The organism is Sphingomonas sp. (assembly GCF_048595155.1).
In the GTDB taxonomy this organism is placed as follows: domain Bacteria; phylum Pseudomonadota; class Alphaproteobacteria; order Sphingomonadales; family Sphingomonadaceae; genus Sphingomonas_I.
In genome coordinates, this window is sequence record NZ_JBMDXN010000130.1 from 25229 (window position 1) to 41384 (window position 16156).

General features: G+C 58.6%; 30 protein-coding genes. 17 read left to right on the top strand and 13 right to left on the bottom strand.

The window, feature by feature from the left end; all coding sequences use genetic code 11:
* Positions 1–12 precede the first annotated feature (12 nt).
* The 11 genes from ACOJSI_RS20425 to ACOJSI_RS20475 all read right to left on the bottom strand — a co-directional run bounded on the left by ACOJSI_RS20425 (position 13) and on the right by ACOJSI_RS20475 (position 7162).
* Positions 13–1365, bottom strand: coding sequence for a phage terminase large subunit (locus ACOJSI_RS20425; protein WP_420140161.1), 1353 nt, complete (start codon positions 1363–1365; stop codon positions 13–15).
* Positions 1366–1540: 175 nt separating this feature from the next.
* Entirely contained in the window at positions 1541–1756 is a 216-nt protein-coding gene (locus ACOJSI_RS20430; protein ID WP_420140162.1) for a helix-turn-helix domain-containing protein, read from the bottom strand.
* Entirely contained in the window at positions 1753–1941 is a 189-nt protein-coding gene (locus tag ACOJSI_RS20435) for a hypothetical protein (protein ID WP_420140163.1), read from the bottom strand. Before ACOJSI_RS20435 ends, ACOJSI_RS20430 begins: the two co-directional genes overlap by 4 nt.
* A gap of 93 nt (positions 1942–2034) precedes the next feature.
* Positions 2035–2436, bottom strand: coding sequence for a hypothetical protein (locus tag ACOJSI_RS20440; protein ID WP_420140164.1), 402 nt, complete (start codon positions 2434–2436; stop codon positions 2035–2037).
* On the bottom strand, positions 2436–2720 hold the full coding sequence (locus ACOJSI_RS20445) for a hypothetical protein (RefSeq protein WP_420140165.1): 285 nt from the start codon (positions 2718–2720) through the stop codon (positions 2436–2438). The genes ACOJSI_RS20440 and ACOJSI_RS20445 overlap by 1 nt, the downstream gene beginning before the upstream one ends.
* 5 nt (positions 2721–2725) lie before the next feature.
* The gene (ssb, locus tag ACOJSI_RS20450) at positions 2726–3223 is read right to left on the bottom strand and encodes a single-stranded DNA-binding protein (protein ID WP_420140166.1); all 498 of its coding nucleotides are present in this window, start codon (positions 3221–3223) and stop codon (positions 2726–2728) included.
* Between the two features lie 3 nt (positions 3224–3226).
* Positions 3227–3514, bottom strand: coding sequence for a hypothetical protein (locus ACOJSI_RS20455; protein ID WP_420140167.1), 288 nt, complete (start codon positions 3512–3514; stop codon positions 3227–3229).
* A 182-nt stretch (positions 3515–3696) separates the two neighbouring features.
* The gene (locus ACOJSI_RS20460) at positions 3697–5799 is read right to left on the bottom strand and encodes an AAA family ATPase (protein ID WP_420140168.1); all 2103 of its coding nucleotides are present in this window, start codon (positions 5797–5799) and stop codon (positions 3697–3699) included.
* 173 nt (positions 5800–5972) lie between these two features.
* Complete coding sequence (locus tag ACOJSI_RS20465) at positions 5973–6431, bottom strand: VRR-NUC domain-containing protein (protein ID WP_420140169.1); 459 nt, start codon at positions 6429–6431, stop codon at positions 5973–5975.
* A 2-nt stretch (positions 6432–6433) separates the two neighbouring features.
* Positions 6434–6715: a DUF2312 domain-containing protein gene (locus ACOJSI_RS20470; protein WP_420140170.1), complete on the bottom strand. Its 282-nt coding sequence runs from the start codon at positions 6713–6715 to the stop codon at positions 6434–6436.
* 219 nt (positions 6716–6934) lie between these two features.
* A complete protein-coding gene (locus ACOJSI_RS20475) occupies positions 6935–7162 on the bottom strand; it encodes a helix-turn-helix domain-containing protein (RefSeq protein ID WP_420140171.1) in 228 nt (75 codons plus the stop codon).
* 65 nt (positions 7163–7227) lie between these two features.
* Between ACOJSI_RS20475 and ACOJSI_RS20480 the strand changes: the two genes are divergently transcribed.
* Genes ACOJSI_RS20480 through ACOJSI_RS20490 form a run of 3 tightly spaced genes read left to right on the top strand, consistent with a single transcriptional unit; the run spans position 7228 to position 8976 of the window.
* A complete protein-coding gene (locus tag ACOJSI_RS20480; protein WP_420140172.1) occupies positions 7228–7923 on the top strand; it encodes a YqaJ viral recombinase family protein in 696 nt (231 codons plus the stop codon).
* Positions 7916–8389 carry an HNH endonuclease gene (locus ACOJSI_RS20485; protein ID WP_420140173.1) on the top strand — a complete coding sequence of 158 codons (474 nt, stop codon included), beginning with the start codon at positions 7916–7918 and terminating at the stop codon, positions 8387–8389. Before ACOJSI_RS20480 ends, ACOJSI_RS20485 begins: the two co-directional genes overlap by 8 nt.
* On the top strand, positions 8386–8976 hold the full coding sequence (locus ACOJSI_RS20490; RefSeq protein WP_420140174.1) for a hypothetical protein: 591 nt from the start codon (positions 8386–8388) through the stop codon (positions 8974–8976). The genes ACOJSI_RS20485 and ACOJSI_RS20490 overlap by 4 nt, the downstream gene beginning before the upstream one ends.
* A gap of 452 nt (positions 8977–9428) precedes the next feature.
* Here the strand turns inward: ACOJSI_RS20490 and ACOJSI_RS20495 are convergent, their stop codons facing one another.
* On the bottom strand, positions 9429–9917 hold the full coding sequence (locus ACOJSI_RS20495) for a hypothetical protein (RefSeq protein ID WP_420140175.1): 489 nt from the start codon (positions 9915–9917) through the stop codon (positions 9429–9431).
* Positions 9914–10183, bottom strand: a complete 270-nt coding sequence (locus tag ACOJSI_RS20500) for a hypothetical protein (protein ID WP_420140176.1) — start codon at positions 10181–10183, stop codon at positions 9914–9916. The genes ACOJSI_RS20495 and ACOJSI_RS20500 overlap by 4 nt, the downstream gene beginning before the upstream one ends.
* Between ACOJSI_RS20500 and ACOJSI_RS20505 the strand changes: the two genes are divergently transcribed.
* The 14 genes from ACOJSI_RS20505 (at position 10182) to ACOJSI_RS20570 (ending at position 15982) form a co-directional block, all read left to right on the top strand.
* Positions 10182–10655, top strand: a complete 474-nt coding sequence (locus tag ACOJSI_RS20505) for a hypothetical protein (RefSeq protein ID WP_420140177.1) — start codon at positions 10182–10184, stop codon at positions 10653–10655. The two genes, ACOJSI_RS20500 and ACOJSI_RS20505, sit on opposite strands and share 2 nt — an antisense overlap.
* A gap of 67 nt (positions 10656–10722) precedes the next feature.
* The gene (locus tag ACOJSI_RS20510; RefSeq protein WP_420140178.1) at positions 10723–10959 is read left to right on the top strand and encodes a hypothetical protein; all 237 of its coding nucleotides are present in this window, start codon (positions 10723–10725) and stop codon (positions 10957–10959) included.
* Entirely contained in the window at positions 10956–11309 is a 354-nt protein-coding gene (locus ACOJSI_RS20515; protein ID WP_420140179.1) for a hypothetical protein, read from the top strand. The genes ACOJSI_RS20510 and ACOJSI_RS20515 overlap by 4 nt, the downstream gene beginning before the upstream one ends.
* Positions 11306–11500 carry a hypothetical protein gene (locus ACOJSI_RS20520; protein ID WP_420140180.1) on the top strand — a complete coding sequence of 65 codons (195 nt, stop codon included), beginning with the start codon at positions 11306–11308 and terminating at the stop codon, positions 11498–11500. The genes ACOJSI_RS20515 and ACOJSI_RS20520 overlap by 4 nt, the downstream gene beginning before the upstream one ends.
* Complete coding sequence (locus ACOJSI_RS20525) at positions 11500–11772, top strand: hypothetical protein (RefSeq protein ID WP_420140181.1); 273 nt, start codon at positions 11500–11502, stop codon at positions 11770–11772. Before ACOJSI_RS20520 ends, ACOJSI_RS20525 begins: the two co-directional genes overlap by 1 nt.
* Before the next feature lie 213 nt (positions 11773–11985).
* Positions 11986–12129 carry a hypothetical protein gene (locus ACOJSI_RS20530; protein ID WP_420140182.1) on the top strand — a complete coding sequence of 48 codons (144 nt, stop codon included), beginning with the start codon at positions 11986–11988 and terminating at the stop codon, positions 12127–12129.
* A 212-nt stretch (positions 12130–12341) separates the two neighbouring features.
* Complete coding sequence (locus tag ACOJSI_RS20535) at positions 12342–13085, top strand: hypothetical protein (protein WP_420140183.1); 744 nt, start codon at positions 12342–12344, stop codon at positions 13083–13085.
* Positions 13082–13423, top strand: a complete 342-nt coding sequence (locus ACOJSI_RS20540; RefSeq protein WP_420140184.1) for a hypothetical protein — start codon at positions 13082–13084, stop codon at positions 13421–13423. Before ACOJSI_RS20535 ends, ACOJSI_RS20540 begins: the two co-directional genes overlap by 4 nt.
* Positions 13420–13881 carry a hypothetical protein gene (locus ACOJSI_RS20545; RefSeq protein ID WP_420140185.1) on the top strand — a complete coding sequence of 154 codons (462 nt, stop codon included), beginning with the start codon at positions 13420–13422 and terminating at the stop codon, positions 13879–13881. Before ACOJSI_RS20540 ends, ACOJSI_RS20545 begins: the two co-directional genes overlap by 4 nt.
* A complete protein-coding gene (locus ACOJSI_RS20550) occupies positions 13878–14141 on the top strand; it encodes a hypothetical protein (RefSeq protein ID WP_420140186.1) in 264 nt (87 codons plus the stop codon). Before ACOJSI_RS20545 ends, ACOJSI_RS20550 begins: the two co-directional genes overlap by 4 nt.
* A complete protein-coding gene (locus ACOJSI_RS20555) occupies positions 14138–14671 on the top strand; it encodes an HNH endonuclease (RefSeq protein WP_420140187.1) in 534 nt (177 codons plus the stop codon). Before ACOJSI_RS20550 ends, ACOJSI_RS20555 begins: the two co-directional genes overlap by 4 nt.
* Positions 14668–15249 carry an XF1762 family protein gene (locus tag ACOJSI_RS20560; RefSeq protein WP_420140188.1) on the top strand — a complete coding sequence of 194 codons (582 nt, stop codon included), beginning with the start codon at positions 14668–14670 and terminating at the stop codon, positions 15247–15249. Before ACOJSI_RS20555 ends, ACOJSI_RS20560 begins: the two co-directional genes overlap by 4 nt.
* Positions 15246–15746 (top strand): hypothetical protein, encoded by a 501-nt coding sequence (locus tag ACOJSI_RS20565; protein WP_420140189.1) that lies wholly within the window; start codon positions 15246–15248, stop codon positions 15744–15746. Before ACOJSI_RS20560 ends, ACOJSI_RS20565 begins: the two co-directional genes overlap by 4 nt.
* Positions 15743–15982, top strand: a complete 240-nt coding sequence (locus ACOJSI_RS20570) for a hypothetical protein (protein WP_420140190.1) — start codon at positions 15743–15745, stop codon at positions 15980–15982. Before ACOJSI_RS20565 ends, ACOJSI_RS20570 begins: the two co-directional genes overlap by 4 nt.
* Positions 15983–16156: the final 174 nt, after the last annotated feature.

A 16156-nucleotide genomic window follows, 5' to 3' on the forward strand; every position in this document is an offset into this window, starting at 1 on the left:
GAACTCCGGGCTTCAAGCCACCCTCCCCATCCTGCTATAATCGATCTGTTGGGCCTTGCGCGGTTCTTCATAGGCCACGCACATCAGCCCAAAGCTATCAGCACCATGAGACGACCAATCGTGGAGCGGCCCAAGACCAACACCGCGCTTGTCATCCTTGTTCTCATGATACCAGCCCAGCGCATCACGTCCAGCCTCGGTCGTGTCCTTGTCGAACCATATCTGCGGGAACAGGCGCCGGGCCATCTCAATGCGCGCCGCCGCGGCCCCCTTACCCTGGTTGGGGATCACTGTGACCTTGTACCCCGCATCCCGCAGGGCGGACTCATACGACACGTCATACACCTTGTCCTGTGTCGCGCCATCGTGAGGAAGCCAGAACTGCGCCCGATCAGGCGTGTAGCCTTTCGATCGCAGCCAGTTGAGGTGTGCGGCGAGCGGCTGACCGACAGTCTCGTAATAGTCCCTGACGCGGATCTCTCGCCCGATGAACTGCGCCGGCCAGATCGTGAAGGCATCAGCACGCGCACCAGTGCCGCCGATGTCGACAAACAGGCGGACTGTCATCAGTGGATCGAATGAGACGTTGGAGATGCGCCCATCTTCCTTCGCCTGCTGGATGTGCTTGGCGAAGTAGGCGCCTTCCAACGCGTTGGCAAAGTCGCCTTCCCAGATATGGCTATAGCTGTCCGGCCGCTCTTCCTTGTCGCGCAACCGCTGACGATCGAGGATGTCGGGAAACCACGGGTTGTCCCTCCAGCTCATCTCAACGATCTTGTACCGCGGGTCCTTTGACAGCCGGAACCGCTGATGCGTCGGGCTGCGCTTGCTCTCGGGGTTCCACGTGACCCAATTCTCGCTATCGTCCTCACGCAGCGTGGGGATAAGCTTGGACCAGGCCTCTTCGCTAACCTTCTCGGCTTCGTCGGTCCAATTAAGCAGGATGCGGGACTTCGACTTGATGCTGTCGATATTGCGATCCAGACCGGAGAAGGCATAGCTTACGCGCCCGCTCTTGGTCCTGACATACTTCTCGCCCAGCTCGAACTCAGCAGCGAGGAACGCATCCTCACGTATCGCAGCCTTGATCTCCTCCAGCGAGCTTTCCGCCAAACTGTTCATGAACTGGCGCGTGCAGAGGATGATGCCTTCACGCTTCTGCAGATCCCACCCAACAGCACGATAGGCGGTCATCTTGGCGAATGTCCGAGTCTTTCCGCTGCCCCTGCCTCCAAAGCTGCCGCGCGCGTCTGCCTCGCCCTCAAACACCGTCCTGAGTTTGGGCGGCATCTCGACGAAGCTATAGTCGCCTTGCTCCACCAAGGCCCGCCTAGCCGCAAGGACGTGAGCGGCGGTGATTGTCATGTTGCGAACGTAAAAAGGATGGCGCAGACATCAGTAGCAACGCCTAGCCCTATCAGGATAGCCCAAGCTTTGTTAAGCCCTATCGCCCATACGACGCTGCGGAATGCCAGAACTACGGCGCAACCTGACAGTAGGAAGCCTAACGAAAGGCTGAGTAAGATTATTGATGTGGTAGTCATTTTACCGTCTCCCCATCAATATGACCCGGAACATAGCCACCCGCAAAAGCGGTCAAGCAAACCTCCACAGGCCCTGTCACAGGCCGCTTGCCCATCTCCCACATGCGAACCGTGTGCCCTGGTTGCTCGCCGGAGAGCATCAGCCAGCGGCCAAGCTCGTTCTGGGTTAGGCCGAGCGACTTGCGGATGGATTTTACGGTGGCGGGGGTCAACGTCCCTGATCCTTAAACCGTGCGGCCGTGTCCAAAGCCCGTGCGATCCAAGCTTCTTTATTTTCATACGGACGACGGCGGCAGATGGAGATGGTCTTGCCTGTCACAGGATTGAAAACCTCAACGGCCTTTTCGGTCGTCCCGTCGCCGTTGTAGCTGCTTACGGTGATGATTTCGTAGTCCATCTTCATTCTCCCTCATCAGGTGGGGCGCTGCCCCGTGGTGTGATCTCTGTATATTGCGACCAGCGGCACGTGTCAACAGAAAAAGTAACTTGGCTACTTTTTTCCATCAACCGGGATAGACGCCAGCGCCTTCAGCTGCTCGGGGCTCAGCTTCGAGAGGTCCAGGGCGGCGGGTAGCGGGTTTTCCGGATCGCTGCCGATTAGCTGCTTGTCGCCGTAGCGTTTGGGGGCCAGCTTACTGAGATACCATTTACGCGCGTCAAGAGCGAGGCGCCCGAGCGCTGCATCACCTTCCCAAGTGAGCGCGTCCTCAAGACCTCGCTCCGCTTCAGTGTCGAAGCCTCGCGCGCGCGCCTGCGTGTATCGGTCGGCTAGTGCGGAGTCCGCATCAACAGCATCCAGAAACGTGCTCTTGGCTATACCAAGATCCCTGCACGCCTTGGTTAGATTACCATGCTCGGTAAGTGCGTCGAGAAGAGCGGAATAGTCACGCATTACGCCTCCACTCCCTCAACCTCAACAATCGGCAAATGCCACCTGGCGGCGATCATCTCGATATCCATACACCCTTCTTCCTCGGTATACAAACCCCTGAGCAACCGCCACTGGAACGCCGCCGCCTTGGCGTCATGCTCGGTGTGGTAGCCATATTCCATGATATTCATGTCATAATCAACCACCGTCATGATCCAGCCGTCTCCTTCCGAGAAATGGATGGCAGGCTCGCTCACTCGGTGGAACGGATGCTCAGCGGGGAAGCGGATGTAGCGGGTGGCCATGGCGTCTACCAGGCGCCAAATTGTGTGATAAATGGCACATCGTCATCCAGCTCATCAGAAACTGGCGCACGGAACCCTCCCGCGCCATTCCCCTGATCTACACGGCCTGTCGGCGTGGGCGCAGGTGATCGATCAAAGCCTTTCCCCTCCTGCTTACCGTCGAGCAGCACCAAAGTCGCGTTGAAGCCCTGCAGCACGATCTCGGTCGAATACCGATCAGCGCCAGACTGGTCCTGCCATTTACGGGTCTGCAGCGCGCCTTCCAGATAGACCTTGCTGCCCTTGCGCAGATAGCGTTCGGCGACATTGGTGAGGCCTTCGCTGAAAATCGCCACCTGATGCCATTCCGTCTTTTCCTTACGCTCCCCGGTCGACTTGTCTTTCCAGCTTTCCGAGGTGGCGATTCGCAGGTTAACGACCTTGCCGCCATTGCTGAAGCTTCGGCTCTCAGGGTCTGCGCCGAGATTGCCGATCAGGATTACCTTGTTCACTGAGCCAGCCATTTTTTAATCCTTTCGTTTACCCGCGAAACGCGGATGTTTTTTGCTTACGTTTTTACCGGCCACACGATGCTCCGAGCACCTGCGGGTGAACGCCATGGGCGTACGACGGGTAGAGCTGGTGACAAACGCGGTTCCGCATTCCGGGCAATTGGTTTCCCAATCTACCAGCAACGTCATGGACCCGTCGATTTTTTGATGTTGGTGTGTGCCGCGATAATCGTACCGCTGGCCATCTAGGTATACCGCAACGACCGTCTTACCGAGGTCGTCAAATTCGATTTCAGTCTTCATTTCTGCCTCACCTTGAGAAGGTCCCTTCGACCTGCCGAACCGGATGGTAGACCCTTGCCGCACCCCACCTGATCGCCAAGAAGCGATATCAGGTGGTGCGGCAAATGTCAACCTGGTGTCGCGCTTATTTTTTTGCCGCACCTGCCGCACGTTGCCGCACCTCGAAAATATCAGGTGCGGCATCACTCATTTACCCACCTTCCAACCACAATAAATTCCTTCTCCATGCGCTTTTCGTCGAGGTCTAGAACGACTTCCAAAACGCCTTCGCTGACCCACTTGTCGATGATCCGGCGCATCCTGGCTTTGTCAGCTTTGTTCTTAGGGTCAGCTTCCAGGATAGGAGCGAGCGCGATGCCGGCCCAGGCCTTCGCTTGGGTATCCTTACGCCATTTGCCTTCGCCGATAGCGCGCTGGAATTGCTTGAGATGATTGAGGGTAACGCCATCGAAGGCGTCGGGCGGGGTCCATGAGCATGCGACACCGACACTGTCTCCGTTCTCCAGATCCTCGTTATTCATGCGGTACCAGTCGCCGCGTTCGGCTGGAGCGAGGTTGGATTTGTCGTTGTCGACGCGAAAATAGAAGAAGCGCTCCTGCTCCTGAACGCCTAGAGCTGCGGCTTCGGCTTGGCTCATGCGGTTGTAGACAACGACGGAGCGGGCCTTACCAATGAGCGCGGAGGCGCCGCGAGCGCTGTCTGCAGTGGCCTCCGTGCCATTTTGCTTTCGGACGTGATGGACGAGATTGATCGCCGCGCCTGTGCGCTCGGCTATAACGTTCCACTCCCGCGCAACCAGGTCGATCGCGTTGTTATCGTTTTCCGAAACAGCGTGCGAGCTAATGAATGGGTCGACGGTTAGGACATCGATTTTACGATCGATCATCTCGGCTATGAGCGCATCGACAACTGGTCGGGCGATAACAGCGCCGTCTGGGCCTTCAGAGGCTATGATGAGGGGTTGATCGCGGCCGCTGTCGACGTAAAGGCGCCCGTCCACCTCCGATGGGTTGATGCGGAATCTTTGTGCGGTGGCATGGAGCCGTCGCTCAATCTCTTCGACCGGATCTTCCAGGTTCCATAGCCAAACGGTCAGCGCACCTTCGGGTAGACCCTTGTCGTACAGGTCTCGGCCCGTTGCCATGGCCAGCGCCTCACCGATCTTTAGGGATGATTTGCCCACGCCACCGGCAGCGACATCGACGCTGACGAATTTGCGCAGCAGGTGGCGTCCATAGAGCCATTTCCGCTTAGGTATCGAGGCCGTCGCGCGCCATTCGAAAGCTGTTGCCTTAACCAATTTATCAGGTGCGGCAGGTGCGGCAGAGAACACTGCGGCAACGTCCGCAAGCCCATATTCGCGGGCCATATCGTTGAAATCGTCGCCGCCGTCCGTGATTAGACCGGCCATATCAGGAAAAACGGCACGGCCTGGCAGCATCTTGGCCATCTGTAGCGCGGCATCCTTGCCTACGTTGCGCTTGACCTGGGGATTGTCGACGAGATGCCAATCATCATCACCGGCAACGATCATGTCGCGGCCAGCCCACTTGTGGCCGGCCCAGCGGGCGACATGGACCATGTTCCCGCTGGTGATGCACATCACGACCGGCAGCTTGGTAGCCTCATGGATGGTGGCGGCGGTCGAAAAGCCTTCGCAGAAGACGATAGGGCTTTTCCCATCGTCTTTGCCGAGCATGAAATGCGCGCCCTCTTGAGTGCTGCCCGGCCAGAAACGACGTTCTGAATCATCACGGATAGCCTGAAGCGACATAGGGGCGCCGTCTGCGCTGGAAAGCGGTATGATGACACACGGTGCATCACCTAGCCCGAATGGCTTACCCGAGCCCTGTCGAGTACCGTATTGGGATGAAATGCCCTTGGCTTCCAGATATGGGTGCAGCCCATCATTAAGGGCTCCGCATCTCTTCCAGTAGTTAGCCGCATCTGCCGCGGCATCTTCAAAGCCGCGCAGTTGGTCGAGCTGACGCGCAGACCGGCGCCGCGCAATCTCCTCGCGGTCTAGTGTTTCGCATGGTCCGTCTGACTTCCATTTATGCCGCGTGTTACCATCGCGCCAATCCATGAATATGCCGTTAGGGCGGCCGTCGAGGTGCAGCAGGTAGCGCCCAGGCTTACTGCCTTTATGGCGCGTGTCGGCGATACGGAATCGATGCCACCGCCCGTCAGCTACGATATGCCCTGGATCTGTGTCGCAGATCTTGATGATGAACTGGCGGAACTGCTCTGTCAGATCCTCGGAACGGTTGGAAGCCATGCTCATAGGGCCTCACCGGAGAGTTGCGCCAATCCACTTGATGCACTAAAACCATTCATGTGCAATGCCTCCCTCATAGGCGTTGTACAGGGCGGGTTGATCGCTTCTCGCCAGTAGCGACCCCCGCCCGCCTTTAATCCGCTTTAAGAAACGGTGTGCCAATGATTTGACTGCGGATGTCATAGCCCGCGCCGATCGACAAAAGGCGCGCCGATACTGCGCAGAAAGCTCAGCGCATGATCTTCGTGCCGGGACACCACACAGGCAAACCCGGATGTTTGCAGCCAGCTAAGCCATTCGCTCTGATCGTCACTCACGCAGCCGGTTTTACCCGCCTTGAACTCGATCATGGCAGTTTGCGGCACGATGTTTCCGGTAAGCTGGCCATGCGACCAGAAACAAACCACGTCAGGAAAGCCGGCGCTGCGGCCCTCCTGGTTAGCTTTTCGCCTTCCAGCTTGGCTAGCGATATGCGTACCATTGGGGACAGCTACTATTCTGACGCGTGGACAGATAAGCCGAGCTTTTTTCCTGAAAGCGAGTTGGATGGCCAGCTCTGTTCGGTCGGTCCTATCGCCGAGGATTGGCCATTTTTTAGGCGCCTGCTTTTCCTCAAGAAGCCCAGAGAAAAACGACATTATCACAGGAACGCCAACTGCATGCCGAGCGCATTGGCATAGGTTTCCAGAAGCGCAGCAGCTTCGTCACGCTGATGCTTCTCCATTTTGCGAAGGGCCACAATGCGGCGCATGGTTTTTACGTCATAGCCATTGCTCTTGGCCTCGGCGTAGACATCGCGGATGTCGTCCGCCATGCCCTTCTTCTCCTCCTCAAGGCGCTCAACGCGTTCGATAAACAGCCGCAGCTTGTCGGACTGTACGATATCACTCACCTGATTTTCTCCGCTATTATGACCGATCATTGCGCGTTGCTCCGGATGAGCTTTTGACGCAGAATTTCGCTATTCACGTCCCGCACGTCCAGACCGTAAGAATTAGCGATTGATGTCGCGTCGGCCGTTTCAAGTGCACGGTCTGTGCAGCAATTGAGCCACATGCGGAATGCGTGCGCGTTTTGCTTCTTCGTCATTTGCTTGGGTGCAAATCGATTGGCGGCCATTGTCCGATACCTCGACCGATGATTAAAGGGAGATGCCGTATCGCTTGAGCGATTCAGCCTGCCAAATCGCGAAGGGAACTTGGCCGCCGCTCTTGTCATCGATCAGCCGCGCCATAACAGACCCAGGCCATCTTCGACCGGCTATGTATCGGCTTAGCGTCGCCTGCCTTATACCGAGCTTCTCAGCTGCTGCGGTCTGGCCTCCAGACAATTCCACATGACGCGCGAGCGCTGATTGGTAGCTGTTCATGCTTCGGGCATACCATATTGGAATTATGTGTTGCAAGTGTTATCCCGGCGCGGTATTTGAAGAGAATGACAGCAAAATACCACCCCCACGTCCATCAGGGCAGCGAAGAATGGCTGGCCGCTCGCTGCGGCCTGTTAACCGCTTCGGAGATGAAGCTGATCGTAACGCCGACTCTCAAGATCGCTTCGAACGATAAGGAACGCGCGCACCTCTACGAGCTTATGGCGCAGCGGATCAGCAAATATGTCGAGCCGCACTACATCTCGGACGACATGCTTCGCGGCATTGAAGACGAGATCAAGGCGCGCGCGATGTACGCCGATCATTTTGCGCCGGTAGAGGATGGCGGTTTCGTCACCAACGACAAGTGGGGCTTCACGATCGGCTATTCGCCTGACGGTTTGGTCGGAGCGGAGGGCCTGATCGAAGCCAAGTCGCGCCGGCAGAAATTCCAGGTGCAGACGATGATCGAGAACGTGCTGACCGGCACGATCCCAGCCGATTACGTCATGCAGCATCAAACCGGCTTGCTGGTAGCCGATGACCGCGAGTGGATCGACTTCATTTCGTACAGCGGCGGCTTCCCCATGGTCGTCGTTCGCGTCTGGCCAGACACCGAAGTTCAGAGCGCCATCATCGAGGCGGCAGAGGCTTTCGAGCATCGCTTGGCCGCGAAGATGGCTGATTATCACGCTGGCCTGGCCGCGCTTCCCAAGCTCATCCCGACCGAACGCACGGTCGAAATGGAGATGTATGTCTAGGCGCGGCAAATGGCAGCGCCCCAGCCTTGAGGAGCGCTTTGCGACCCGCTTCTCTATCAATGAGGCGACGGGGTGCTGGGAGTGGTCGGGGAAGCGCGATCACTACGGATATGGCGTGCTGCAAAAGAATGGTGGCGGCTACGTGAAAGCTCACCGTGTTTCGGTGGTCGTGTCGGGGCGCGACTTGGGGGCGGGCGATGTCGTCTGCCATCGGTGCGATAACCCAGGCTGCGTCAATCCGCAGCACCTGTTTGTGGGCACGCACGCTGACAACAGCAGAGATATGTCGCGTAAAGGGCGAAGCACACGCGGCGAGCGTAGCGCGCAAGCAAAGCTAACCGCCTCCCAGGTTTCCGCAATTAAAGCAGATCGGCAAACGCCGGCCACCCAATTGGCGGCTGAATACGGCGTCTGCCCTGGCACGATCCGCAATTATCGCGCGGGTCGCACATGGAGCGATTTATGAACGACATGACTAGCGTGATCGTACCGAAGAGCGATCAGTGGAATGCAGACGACTTCATCGCCGGACCGCGCACTTTCACCATTGCCGAAGTTCATATTCGGGGAGGGCAAGAGCAACCCGTAAGTATAGCCCTGGAGGGCACGGATAAGTTTTTTCGCCCGTGCAAATCCATGTCCCGCGTGCTGGTGGCGATCTGGGGTGCCGACGCGCGCCAGTACATCGGCCGCTCTCTGACGCTCTACCGCGACCCGACCGTCAAGTGGGGTGGCATGGAGGTCGGCGGCATCCGCATCTCGCATATGTCGGATATGGAGAAGCCGCACACGATGGCTCTGACTGCGACGAAGGGCAGCCGGAAGCCGTACACTGTTAGGCCGCTCACGACCATGCAGGCCGACACCCTGACAATTGAGCAGGCGCGTGCGGACATGGATGAGGCTGGTGACCTTGATGCGCTAAAAGCGGTTTGGTCGCGCAAAATCATGGCGCCGCACCGCGAGGCACTGCAGGGGCACTTGGAGAAGCGTAAGGAGGGTCTTGCGCCCGCTGGGGCTACCGAAACAAACGGCGTAGACCCGAGTGAATAACACCCAATGAGCGCCAAGCGCTCCCATGAGTGGATCGACGATATAATGGCGGGGCGCCTGGATCTGCAGGACGCCCCGTCAAGCATTCAGAGTTTTGCGCGGTATTTTATCTATGAAGCGGCGGTTGCCGTGTGCAAACTTGAGAGTAGAGAGGCGCGCGTTTCGGCGCTGGATGTGCTACCCGCAAAAATAAGGCCCCATGTAGAGGCCGAGGTGAAACGATTATGGCCTATACGCCGCGACCTATAAAGCCTTATCCGCCGCATAACACCAATCAAACCGATCGTCCCTGGCGCACAAGGCTTCTACGTCGCGAACGACGCGATCCGGCACCCATGATTGCAGAACGAACATCCCTTCATTGTCGGGCTCTAGGCCGTCGCATTTGAGGGACAGGAGATGGCGGATTGAGCCGTAGGTTTCAGCGGTTGGCATTGTGAGGTCCTTCCTGTTTAGTACGCCTGCTTGCGTTGCTTCTCTGCTTTATCCTTCATTTGCTGAAGGACGGCGTTGACCTGGCGCCGGGCCATCGCGGCAAGATATTCCCTCATCATTCGCCGTGCCTCGGGTGCGCCACAGGAAAAACGCATCTTTCGATACATGCCGCGCAGATCATCCGGTATCCAGCCGATACCGTGTTTTCTTCGTGTGGCAGCGCCGCGACGGAAGTTGTCGATTGCCATGGCTGAATGCCTGGCGCGATAGGCTGGATCTGAGAAGTTGGCCTTGATGGTGGCTGCTTGGCGCTCGACCACCTCTGGCCGTTTCATGATGCCTCGCGCCGTGCAGGCTTTCCCGCAGAATTTGCGGGCCGCCCATGCTTTACGATCAACTTGGCGGTGTGCCGATGGAGAGAAGGTTTCTCCGCAGTGCTGGCAAACCTTGGTCTGCTTGCGGTGTTCGGCGCTTGCCGCAGCTCGGGGATCGTTGATCCGGCTCACTTCCCCACCTCCATCCGAAGCTTCTGCGTCGTCGCCCGGCGCCGTGCGTCCTGTTGCTCGATCTGGATAGACCGCGCGTGCTTCCCTCGCCTGGACGCTTCCGCATCCTTCTGCAGCGCCTTGAAGTGCCAGTAGGCTCGGCTGTCGGCCATGGCTTTGTATTTGGCGTAGAGGCGCAGGCGCTGGGTTTCGATCCTGATCGCTAAAAGCGATACGCCGATGAAACCGAAGACCAGGAGATCGACATAAATATCAGGCGTTGTCATGATGGGTCTCCCCACCCCAATCCGCGCCATCATCCCCATCGGGGAGAGTTTCGCGGTATTGGGCTTGATCTGGAATGAGGCATGTGAGGGCCAAGCAGGCGATCGCGATGATTGCGAGTTGACCCAGTGTCATGATGCCCGCGATCCGGCCGCGGTAACGGTCCACATCACGCAAAACGCGACGAAACTGACGATGGCATACACGATGCCTATCTTTGCAAGCAGTAGCATCTCACTCTCCTTTAATATCCAGTTCTGGCGTAGCTACGCCGTGGATCATGCCGAGCAGGGCGATGGTGCGATGGTGCATCTTGGGGATGCCGTGTTTGCACCAGTAATCCATAGCCTGGCGGCTGATGTTGAAATGATCCTTGATCTTGGGCCGCCCGAGGCGGTCGACCAAGGCGGCGTGGGGGTGTTTTGTGTCCATGCGCAAAGAGTATGCCGGAAAAATATTTGCGTCAAGCGTTGACATGCAAATTTATTGCGAGCATATCCGGAGCAACGGCAGCGTTGGGCTGCTGAGATGGAGAACGTCAATGCTTCACCAGTCAGTCGTAGGCCAGCCCACACCCGCACCGGCGGACGTGCGCACCTACACCCTCGAACATAAGCCACAGCCTGATTGGTCGCTTCGCCGCGGCATGGACTGGGCTGTGCGCATTTATGGCAAGGGCCACTGGTGCGTCGGTGAAGGCCATCGCTCGTTTCACGCTTCGGAAGCCGCCGCGATCGGTCATGGCACGCGGTGGGTTGAGACGGGGAGGGGACTGTGAGCGTCACCCTTACTTTTCCGGGGCGCCCTCTGGAGCGCTACCGCGAGTTTGACATCTACCCCGGCCAATTCGGACGTCACTGGCAGGCCCTGCACAAAGACGCCGACGACGCGGACGACTACCGAGTGATGTGGGCAAAGAACCGCGAAGAGCTGCTCGCGGAGGTTGATCGCTGGCATTGGGAGCGAACGGCCGAACCTCTGGTCAATATACTGGAAGACATCATGCGACCGTACGGGATGTACGATGTCGCGGTCAGCGGAAACTGTCACCGCGAAAGCGTCGACGAATTTCTCGCGTTTGGAAGGAAGATAAAGGCCGCCATCGCAAACGCGCGAGGTGAGGCATGACCGCCCACACCCAAATCCGCCCCCTGCGCGACATAGCGCTGGATCTGACCCTGCACGCGGAAACGGTAGCAGAAACGCCGCTGATCCCATGGCCGAACCTGCGGGATCGGCTGGATCGCGAGGCCGATGCGATGCGCGATAGGTGGGCGGGTAACGCTGCGGTTTATTTTGCAAATCGGGAGGCTATGTGATGGAAAACCCTGGACGCCTTTTCGGTCAGATTGCGGCTGAGGCTGGCATCACCGAGGCTAAGGCGAAGGTTGCCCTGTATCTGATGGGCTTGGCCGAACAGGGCCGATCTCTGGACTACGCGGCCGGCGCACTTCAGAAGAAGCCCTCAACGGTTAGAACCTATGCCCGCGATTTCCTGATCGATTTCGCCGATTTCAGGCCATTCGCCAAGCAACGCGACAAGGGCGAGGTTATCGAGCCCCGCGCTCGCTTGAACGTGGGCGCAGCATGATCGAGCAGCACCGCTTCCACACCATGTCCGATCGCCGCATCAGGTTGGCGCATTGCGCGCCGATGGATGTCCTCGCCCAGTCGCCCAGGTTTTTTGGGTGGCGCGGGGCGGTGAATTCCGTCGCGTATTTCAGCACTCTGGAGTCACGTGCATGACCAACATCGCCACCGGCTTCCTAGCCGCTCTCTTCATACTTTTCGTGGCAGCCATGTCATGAAAGAGACCCACACCATCCTGGCGGCTTTGACGCATCGACGCTACGTCGATCCGATCATCTTCGCCAAGCGCAAAACGCCGTTTATTATCGAACGTCCATGCAAAAAGTTTGTTGACACTGCCGATAAGCAAGAGCAATAAGCTTGCCTCAAGCTTTGGAGGAACAATCGTGACGCGCAACTATCATCCGACACATTATGATGTCATATTATGCACAGCCACGCGCGACCGGGGTGGTTATAAAACCGCTTGCCAGCACGTCGCGGACAATGGCTGTGAGATGGATGGCAAGCCGATGTGCATGGATCATTATGTGGCGGCCTCTGTGGCGGCGGCGAAGCGGGAGATGGTACGTGGCTGAACCGAACCTTGAGGCGCGGGCCAGGGAGTTGCGCGTGGGTATTCAGCGCGCCTTACTTTCAGAGCTTGGCGATACCTACGACTGCACTCGGGTTTGGGGGGCGTGGTCTGTGGGGACAATGGATCAGGACGATTTTGTACCCGTCCTCGATCGGCTTGATGAGTTGATAGCCGCCATTCTTTTTGAAGTTGAGGATTCGCTCTCCATCGCCGCCCTCCAATTCCCAACCCCTACCGAGGCGGCGAGCTCCGCAGCGTTTCAGCAAAGGCGAGGTCGGCTCCCCGACCTGATCGAAGGTGCGATCGAAATCTACGATGGCTTCATGAAAGACGACGATTACGACACCCAGCGCTGTCTTGATCGCGTTATCGCCAAGCTCAAAAGCGCTCGCGATTGGTACGACGCCACACCAACCCCTACCAATGTAGAACCGGGCGGGCGTCGAGAGGCTCTTTGTCGCATGGCCGCTTTGGATGAGGAGATGGGCCTCCCTGACTGCACACCAGAGGAGGCAGTTGAAGCGGTAGCCGCTGTTCGCACCAATGTAAAACCGGAGCTGGTGGAGGCGTTGGAGGCCATGAAGCCGTTCGCCGATTGCGCCAGCGAATACATCGCCGCCGACGAAGATGACGAAGAATGGGCCAAATTCCGCCTGATCGTGAAGGATTGGCGCCGGCTTGAGGCTGCTTATTCGGCCCTCTCCGCACATCGCCCCTCCAAGGGAGAAGGGGCGTGAAGCGCGTCGTAGCCCTCGCCCGTTCGCGCCACGGGAGAGCGAAAGATACGGAGGCCGAGCCTGAGACTTGGTCGGCCGAGCTTGCGAGGTTCCCTGAAAAGGTGCGGCACGAGGCCGCAAACCTCGCGGCGCATAGCTGGGATGTCACGCTCGTTGATAATCGGCTGCTGATTTCCTGTTCATGGTACGAGCCGAAGCACATTTTTTGGCACGATCTAGAAGGTCGGAAAACGCCGCTTACCCAAGAGGAGTTCGATGCGCTTTACCCGCATGTGGAGCGCAACAAGTGGGGCGTGCCCGGCCCATCGAACACCATCACGCTGGAGCCCCACCCATGACCAATAAGGAACAGCCCGTATCGCGGGAGGCTCTTCTCAAGAAGCGTTTCCCCTATGTTGACCAGCAGCACATCAACCGGCCCGTCACGGTGCATTGGTTTGATGTGCTCGCGGCCATTGAGGAAGCCTCCCTCCCATCCCATGCCGCTAAGCCGGATCGGGGGGAGATTGCGCGATGCATCATAGGGCCGCGTAATGCGGTGCCAGACAGCAGCAAATTTACGCTGGAGGAATTGCGCGACGTGCGGTGGAAACAGGCGTCAGAAGCTGAACGCAAAGACGCTTTGTGGGCCGCCGACGCCATCATATCCCACCATCTAGCCCAGGTCGAAGATGCTGTGCGGGTCGAGCGCGAAGCCCTTGAGGCTATCTGCCAAGCTGCGCCACAGCGCGACCCGAAATGGGCCGGCATGACGGCGCGTGACATCGCCCTGTTCGCCATCCAAGGTGCCGCATGACATCGCTGCTGGAATTGGCGGAGCGAGCCGAGAAGGTGACGGGTCCGGATCGCGAGTTGGATATTGCGATTTGGCGTCTCGTCGATCCCAAGGCGATCGAAGTTGAAGCACAAGGCAGGCGGCCTCTCCCATGGCTTCATCGCTACACCGCCTCCCTCGACGCCGCGATGACGCTTTATGTTGAAGTCCCGGAGCGCGTTCCGCCAAACCCAAGATTGGCGACCGCTGAAGCGCTCCGCCAGCGGGCAGGAGACCTATGACTCAAGAAATTTGGAAAGTCGTCGCTGGTACGCAGCGTAGATACGAGGTCTCCAATCTCGGTAGGGTGCGAAAGTATGACGGAACGGTGCTGAGCGCATCCGTGCCACGAAATTCTCGTGAGTACCCAGCTGTCATGCTGCGGTATGCAGGAACGAGGAAGCGCGTTGCCGTCCACCGCCTGGTGGCACTCAATTTCCTCGATCTTCCCCCGTTTGAGGGGGGCGAAGTCCGCCATCTTGACGGAAATCACCTAAACCCACGCTGGGATAATCTCGCGTGGGGCACAGCCAAACAGAACGCCGAGGACAGAGAGCGCCACGGGCGCACTGCACGCGGGCGGCGTATTGGCCGCAGTTCATTTGGCCCTGCAAACGGTAACTATAGGGTTACTCCGGAAATGAAAGCCGAAGCCTGTCGGCTTGTGGCCAGTGGGTACTCGCAACGCATGGCCGCTGCCGAAGTGGGCATCACACAGAAATCAGTGTGGCAGGCCCTCCGCTCCCTCGCATCCCAAGGAGATCAGGCGTGACCCGCGCGATAGATCTTCGTCCGATCACGCGGGACGAGGCGCGAGCGTTCGTGCGGGAGCATCATCGCCACCATGGATGGCCCACCGGGTTTCTGTGGCTGCATGGCCTGCATGATGAGGCCGGCGAAACTGTCGGCATCGCCGTCTGCGGCCGCCCGGTGGCGCGCGGGCTTGACGACGGCCTGACAACCGAAGTCACGCGCTGTTGCACCGACACCAGCCCGAACGCCCCCTCTATGCTGTATGCGGCGACGGAGAAGGCTGCGAGGGCGAAGGGCTATCGGCGCGGACTGACATATCTCCTAGCGAGCGAGTGGTATCGCTTCCGCGATTTCGATGGTGTTTCGGTGATTACGTGCCGGAGCCGCGAGGAAGCCGAACCCTATATCGCGGCAGGTTGCCAACAAGTCGGCGGCGCTTCCGTGCGAGCCTGTGGCTGGCGCTTTCTGTGGGACGTGAAGGGGCGCAGCTGGGACACCCCCGGTCGCCCTCGCACCGACAAGCATCCGACCGAAGACAAGGTTGCTGTGGGCTGGGGAGCTTGGCGGCCGGCTGAAACGAAAGGACACAACGCATGACCCCTGCACTTGAAGCGGCGGAGATCGAGCGGCTTAAGGGGCTGCTGGAGAAGGCGACGCCTGGCGAATGGTCGGCGCGGCACAATCTCGATTGGGGAATCAGCGGCATCCTGAGTGGTAATCATCGCCGCCCGATTATCGCTGACATTCCACGGTCTACGTTGGCGCACTGCGATGCCACGCTGATCGTCGCAGCCGTCAACGCATTGCCAGCCCTCCTCGCCACAGCCGAAAGGGTTAAGGCGCTGGAGGCTGAGAATGCGCGGCTACGGGCCGACCTGAAGCATTCCGAGGACGCTGTCGTCGGCAACTGCGAGGGCTGCCTAGCGCCGCTTTTTGATGGTGACGATTTCGTTTCAGACCCGGACGGCGTAAGCGGATGTTGGTCCGCCATGACGGATTTGCCGAGCAAGCGGGAACGCCCCTGTTTTGCCTACAGAGTCGGCAAATTCCCGACCCGCGCCCTCACCACTATCGCTGAAGGATCGGAAGGATGAGCAAAGCGCCTCCTAAGTTCCACTGTCACTATGGCATGCTGGATGTCGAAAAAGGACGGAAAGCCCTGTCGCGTCACCTCAAGAAGCATGGCCACGTGCCCGTCACGATCCACGCCGTGCTGACCGAGCCATTCGGATCAGACGACGGCGTATCGATCGAGTTCATGATGGATGTCCGCGAAGTGAAAGTCGGAGATACCCGTCTGTTGGCGGGCGCTCCGGGGAAGGGGGAGTGATGGGCAACGTCGCATGTCCGCATTGCGCACAAGAAATCTCAGTCGAGGCCGCCGGCATGGTGGGTGCTGATCAACGCTTCATCTGGGAAATTACCCCGGTCGAAGGCGAATGGATGCAGGTCCAGGCTATCGGCGGTCAGCTTGTCGCCCTCGACAAGATGATGCGGGCGGTCG

Coding starts and splice junctions, on each gene's coding strand:
- ACOJSI_RS20455 (WP_420140167.1), bottom strand. CDS start 3,514: ATGAAGACTGAAATCGAATTTGACGACCTCGGTAAGACGGTCGTTGCG.
- ACOJSI_RS20475 (WP_420140171.1), bottom strand. CDS start 7,162: ATGAACAGCTACCAATCAGCGCTCGCGCGTCATGTGGAATTGTCTGGA.
- ACOJSI_RS20520 (WP_420140180.1), top strand. CDS start 11,306: ATGACCGCCCACACCCAAATCCGCCCCCTGCGCGACATAGCGCTGGAT.
- ACOJSI_RS20505 (WP_420140177.1), top strand. CDS start 10,182: ATGATGGGTCTCCCCACCCCAATCCGCGCCATCATCCCCATCGGGGAG.
- ACOJSI_RS20440 (WP_420140164.1), bottom strand. CDS start 2,436: ATGCGTGACTATTCCGCTCTTCTCGACGCACTTACCGAGCATGGTAAT.
- ACOJSI_RS20490 (WP_420140174.1), top strand. CDS start 8,386: ATGAACGACATGACTAGCGTGATCGTACCGAAGAGCGATCAGTGGAAT.
- ACOJSI_RS20530 (WP_420140182.1), top strand. CDS start 11,986: ATGAAAGAGACCCACACCATCCTGGCGGCTTTGACGCATCGACGCTAC.
- ACOJSI_RS20510 (WP_420140178.1), top strand. CDS start 10,723: ATGCTTCACCAGTCAGTCGTAGGCCAGCCCACACCCGCACCGGCGGAC.
- ACOJSI_RS20525 (WP_420140181.1), top strand. CDS start 11,500: ATGGAAAACCCTGGACGCCTTTTCGGTCAGATTGCGGCTGAGGCTGGC.
- ACOJSI_RS20470 (WP_420140170.1), bottom strand. CDS start 6,715: ATGATCGGTCATAATAGCGGAGAAAATCAGGTGAGTGATATCGTACAG.
- ssb (WP_420140166.1), bottom strand. CDS start 3,223: ATGGCTGGCTCAGTGAACAAGGTAATCCTGATCGGCAATCTCGGCGCA.
- ACOJSI_RS20485 (WP_420140173.1), top strand. CDS start 7,916: ATGTCTAGGCGCGGCAAATGGCAGCGCCCCAGCCTTGAGGAGCGCTTT.
- ACOJSI_RS20545 (WP_420140185.1), top strand. CDS start 13,420: ATGACCAATAAGGAACAGCCCGTATCGCGGGAGGCTCTTCTCAAGAAG.
- ACOJSI_RS20435 (WP_420140163.1), bottom strand. CDS start 1,941: ATGGACTACGAAATCATCACCGTAAGCAGCTACAACGGCGACGGGACG.
- ACOJSI_RS20565 (WP_420140189.1), top strand. CDS start 15,246: ATGACCCCTGCACTTGAAGCGGCGGAGATCGAGCGGCTTAAGGGGCTG.
- ACOJSI_RS20460 (WP_420140168.1), bottom strand. CDS start 5,799: ATGAGCATGGCTTCCAACCGTTCCGAGGATCTGACAGAGCAGTTCCGC.
- ACOJSI_RS20465 (WP_420140169.1), bottom strand. CDS start 6,431: ATGTCGTTTTTCTCTGGGCTTCTTGAGGAAAAGCAGGCGCCTAAAAAA.
- ACOJSI_RS20500 (WP_420140176.1), bottom strand. CDS start 10,183: ATGACAACGCCTGATATTTATGTCGATCTCCTGGTCTTCGGTTTCATC.
- ACOJSI_RS20570 (WP_420140190.1), top strand. CDS start 15,743: ATGAGCAAAGCGCCTCCTAAGTTCCACTGTCACTATGGCATGCTGGAT.
- ACOJSI_RS20425 (WP_420140161.1), bottom strand. CDS start 1,365: ATGACAATCACCGCCGCTCACGTCCTTGCGGCTAGGCGGGCCTTGGTG.
- ACOJSI_RS20550 (WP_420140186.1), top strand. CDS start 13,878: ATGACATCGCTGCTGGAATTGGCGGAGCGAGCCGAGAAGGTGACGGGT.
- ACOJSI_RS20555 (WP_420140187.1), top strand. CDS start 14,138: ATGACTCAAGAAATTTGGAAAGTCGTCGCTGGTACGCAGCGTAGATAC.
- ACOJSI_RS20445 (WP_420140165.1), bottom strand. CDS start 2,720: ATGGCCACCCGCTACATCCGCTTCCCCGCTGAGCATCCGTTCCACCGA.
- ACOJSI_RS20480 (WP_420140172.1), top strand. CDS start 7,228: ATGACAGCAAAATACCACCCCCACGTCCATCAGGGCAGCGAAGAATGG.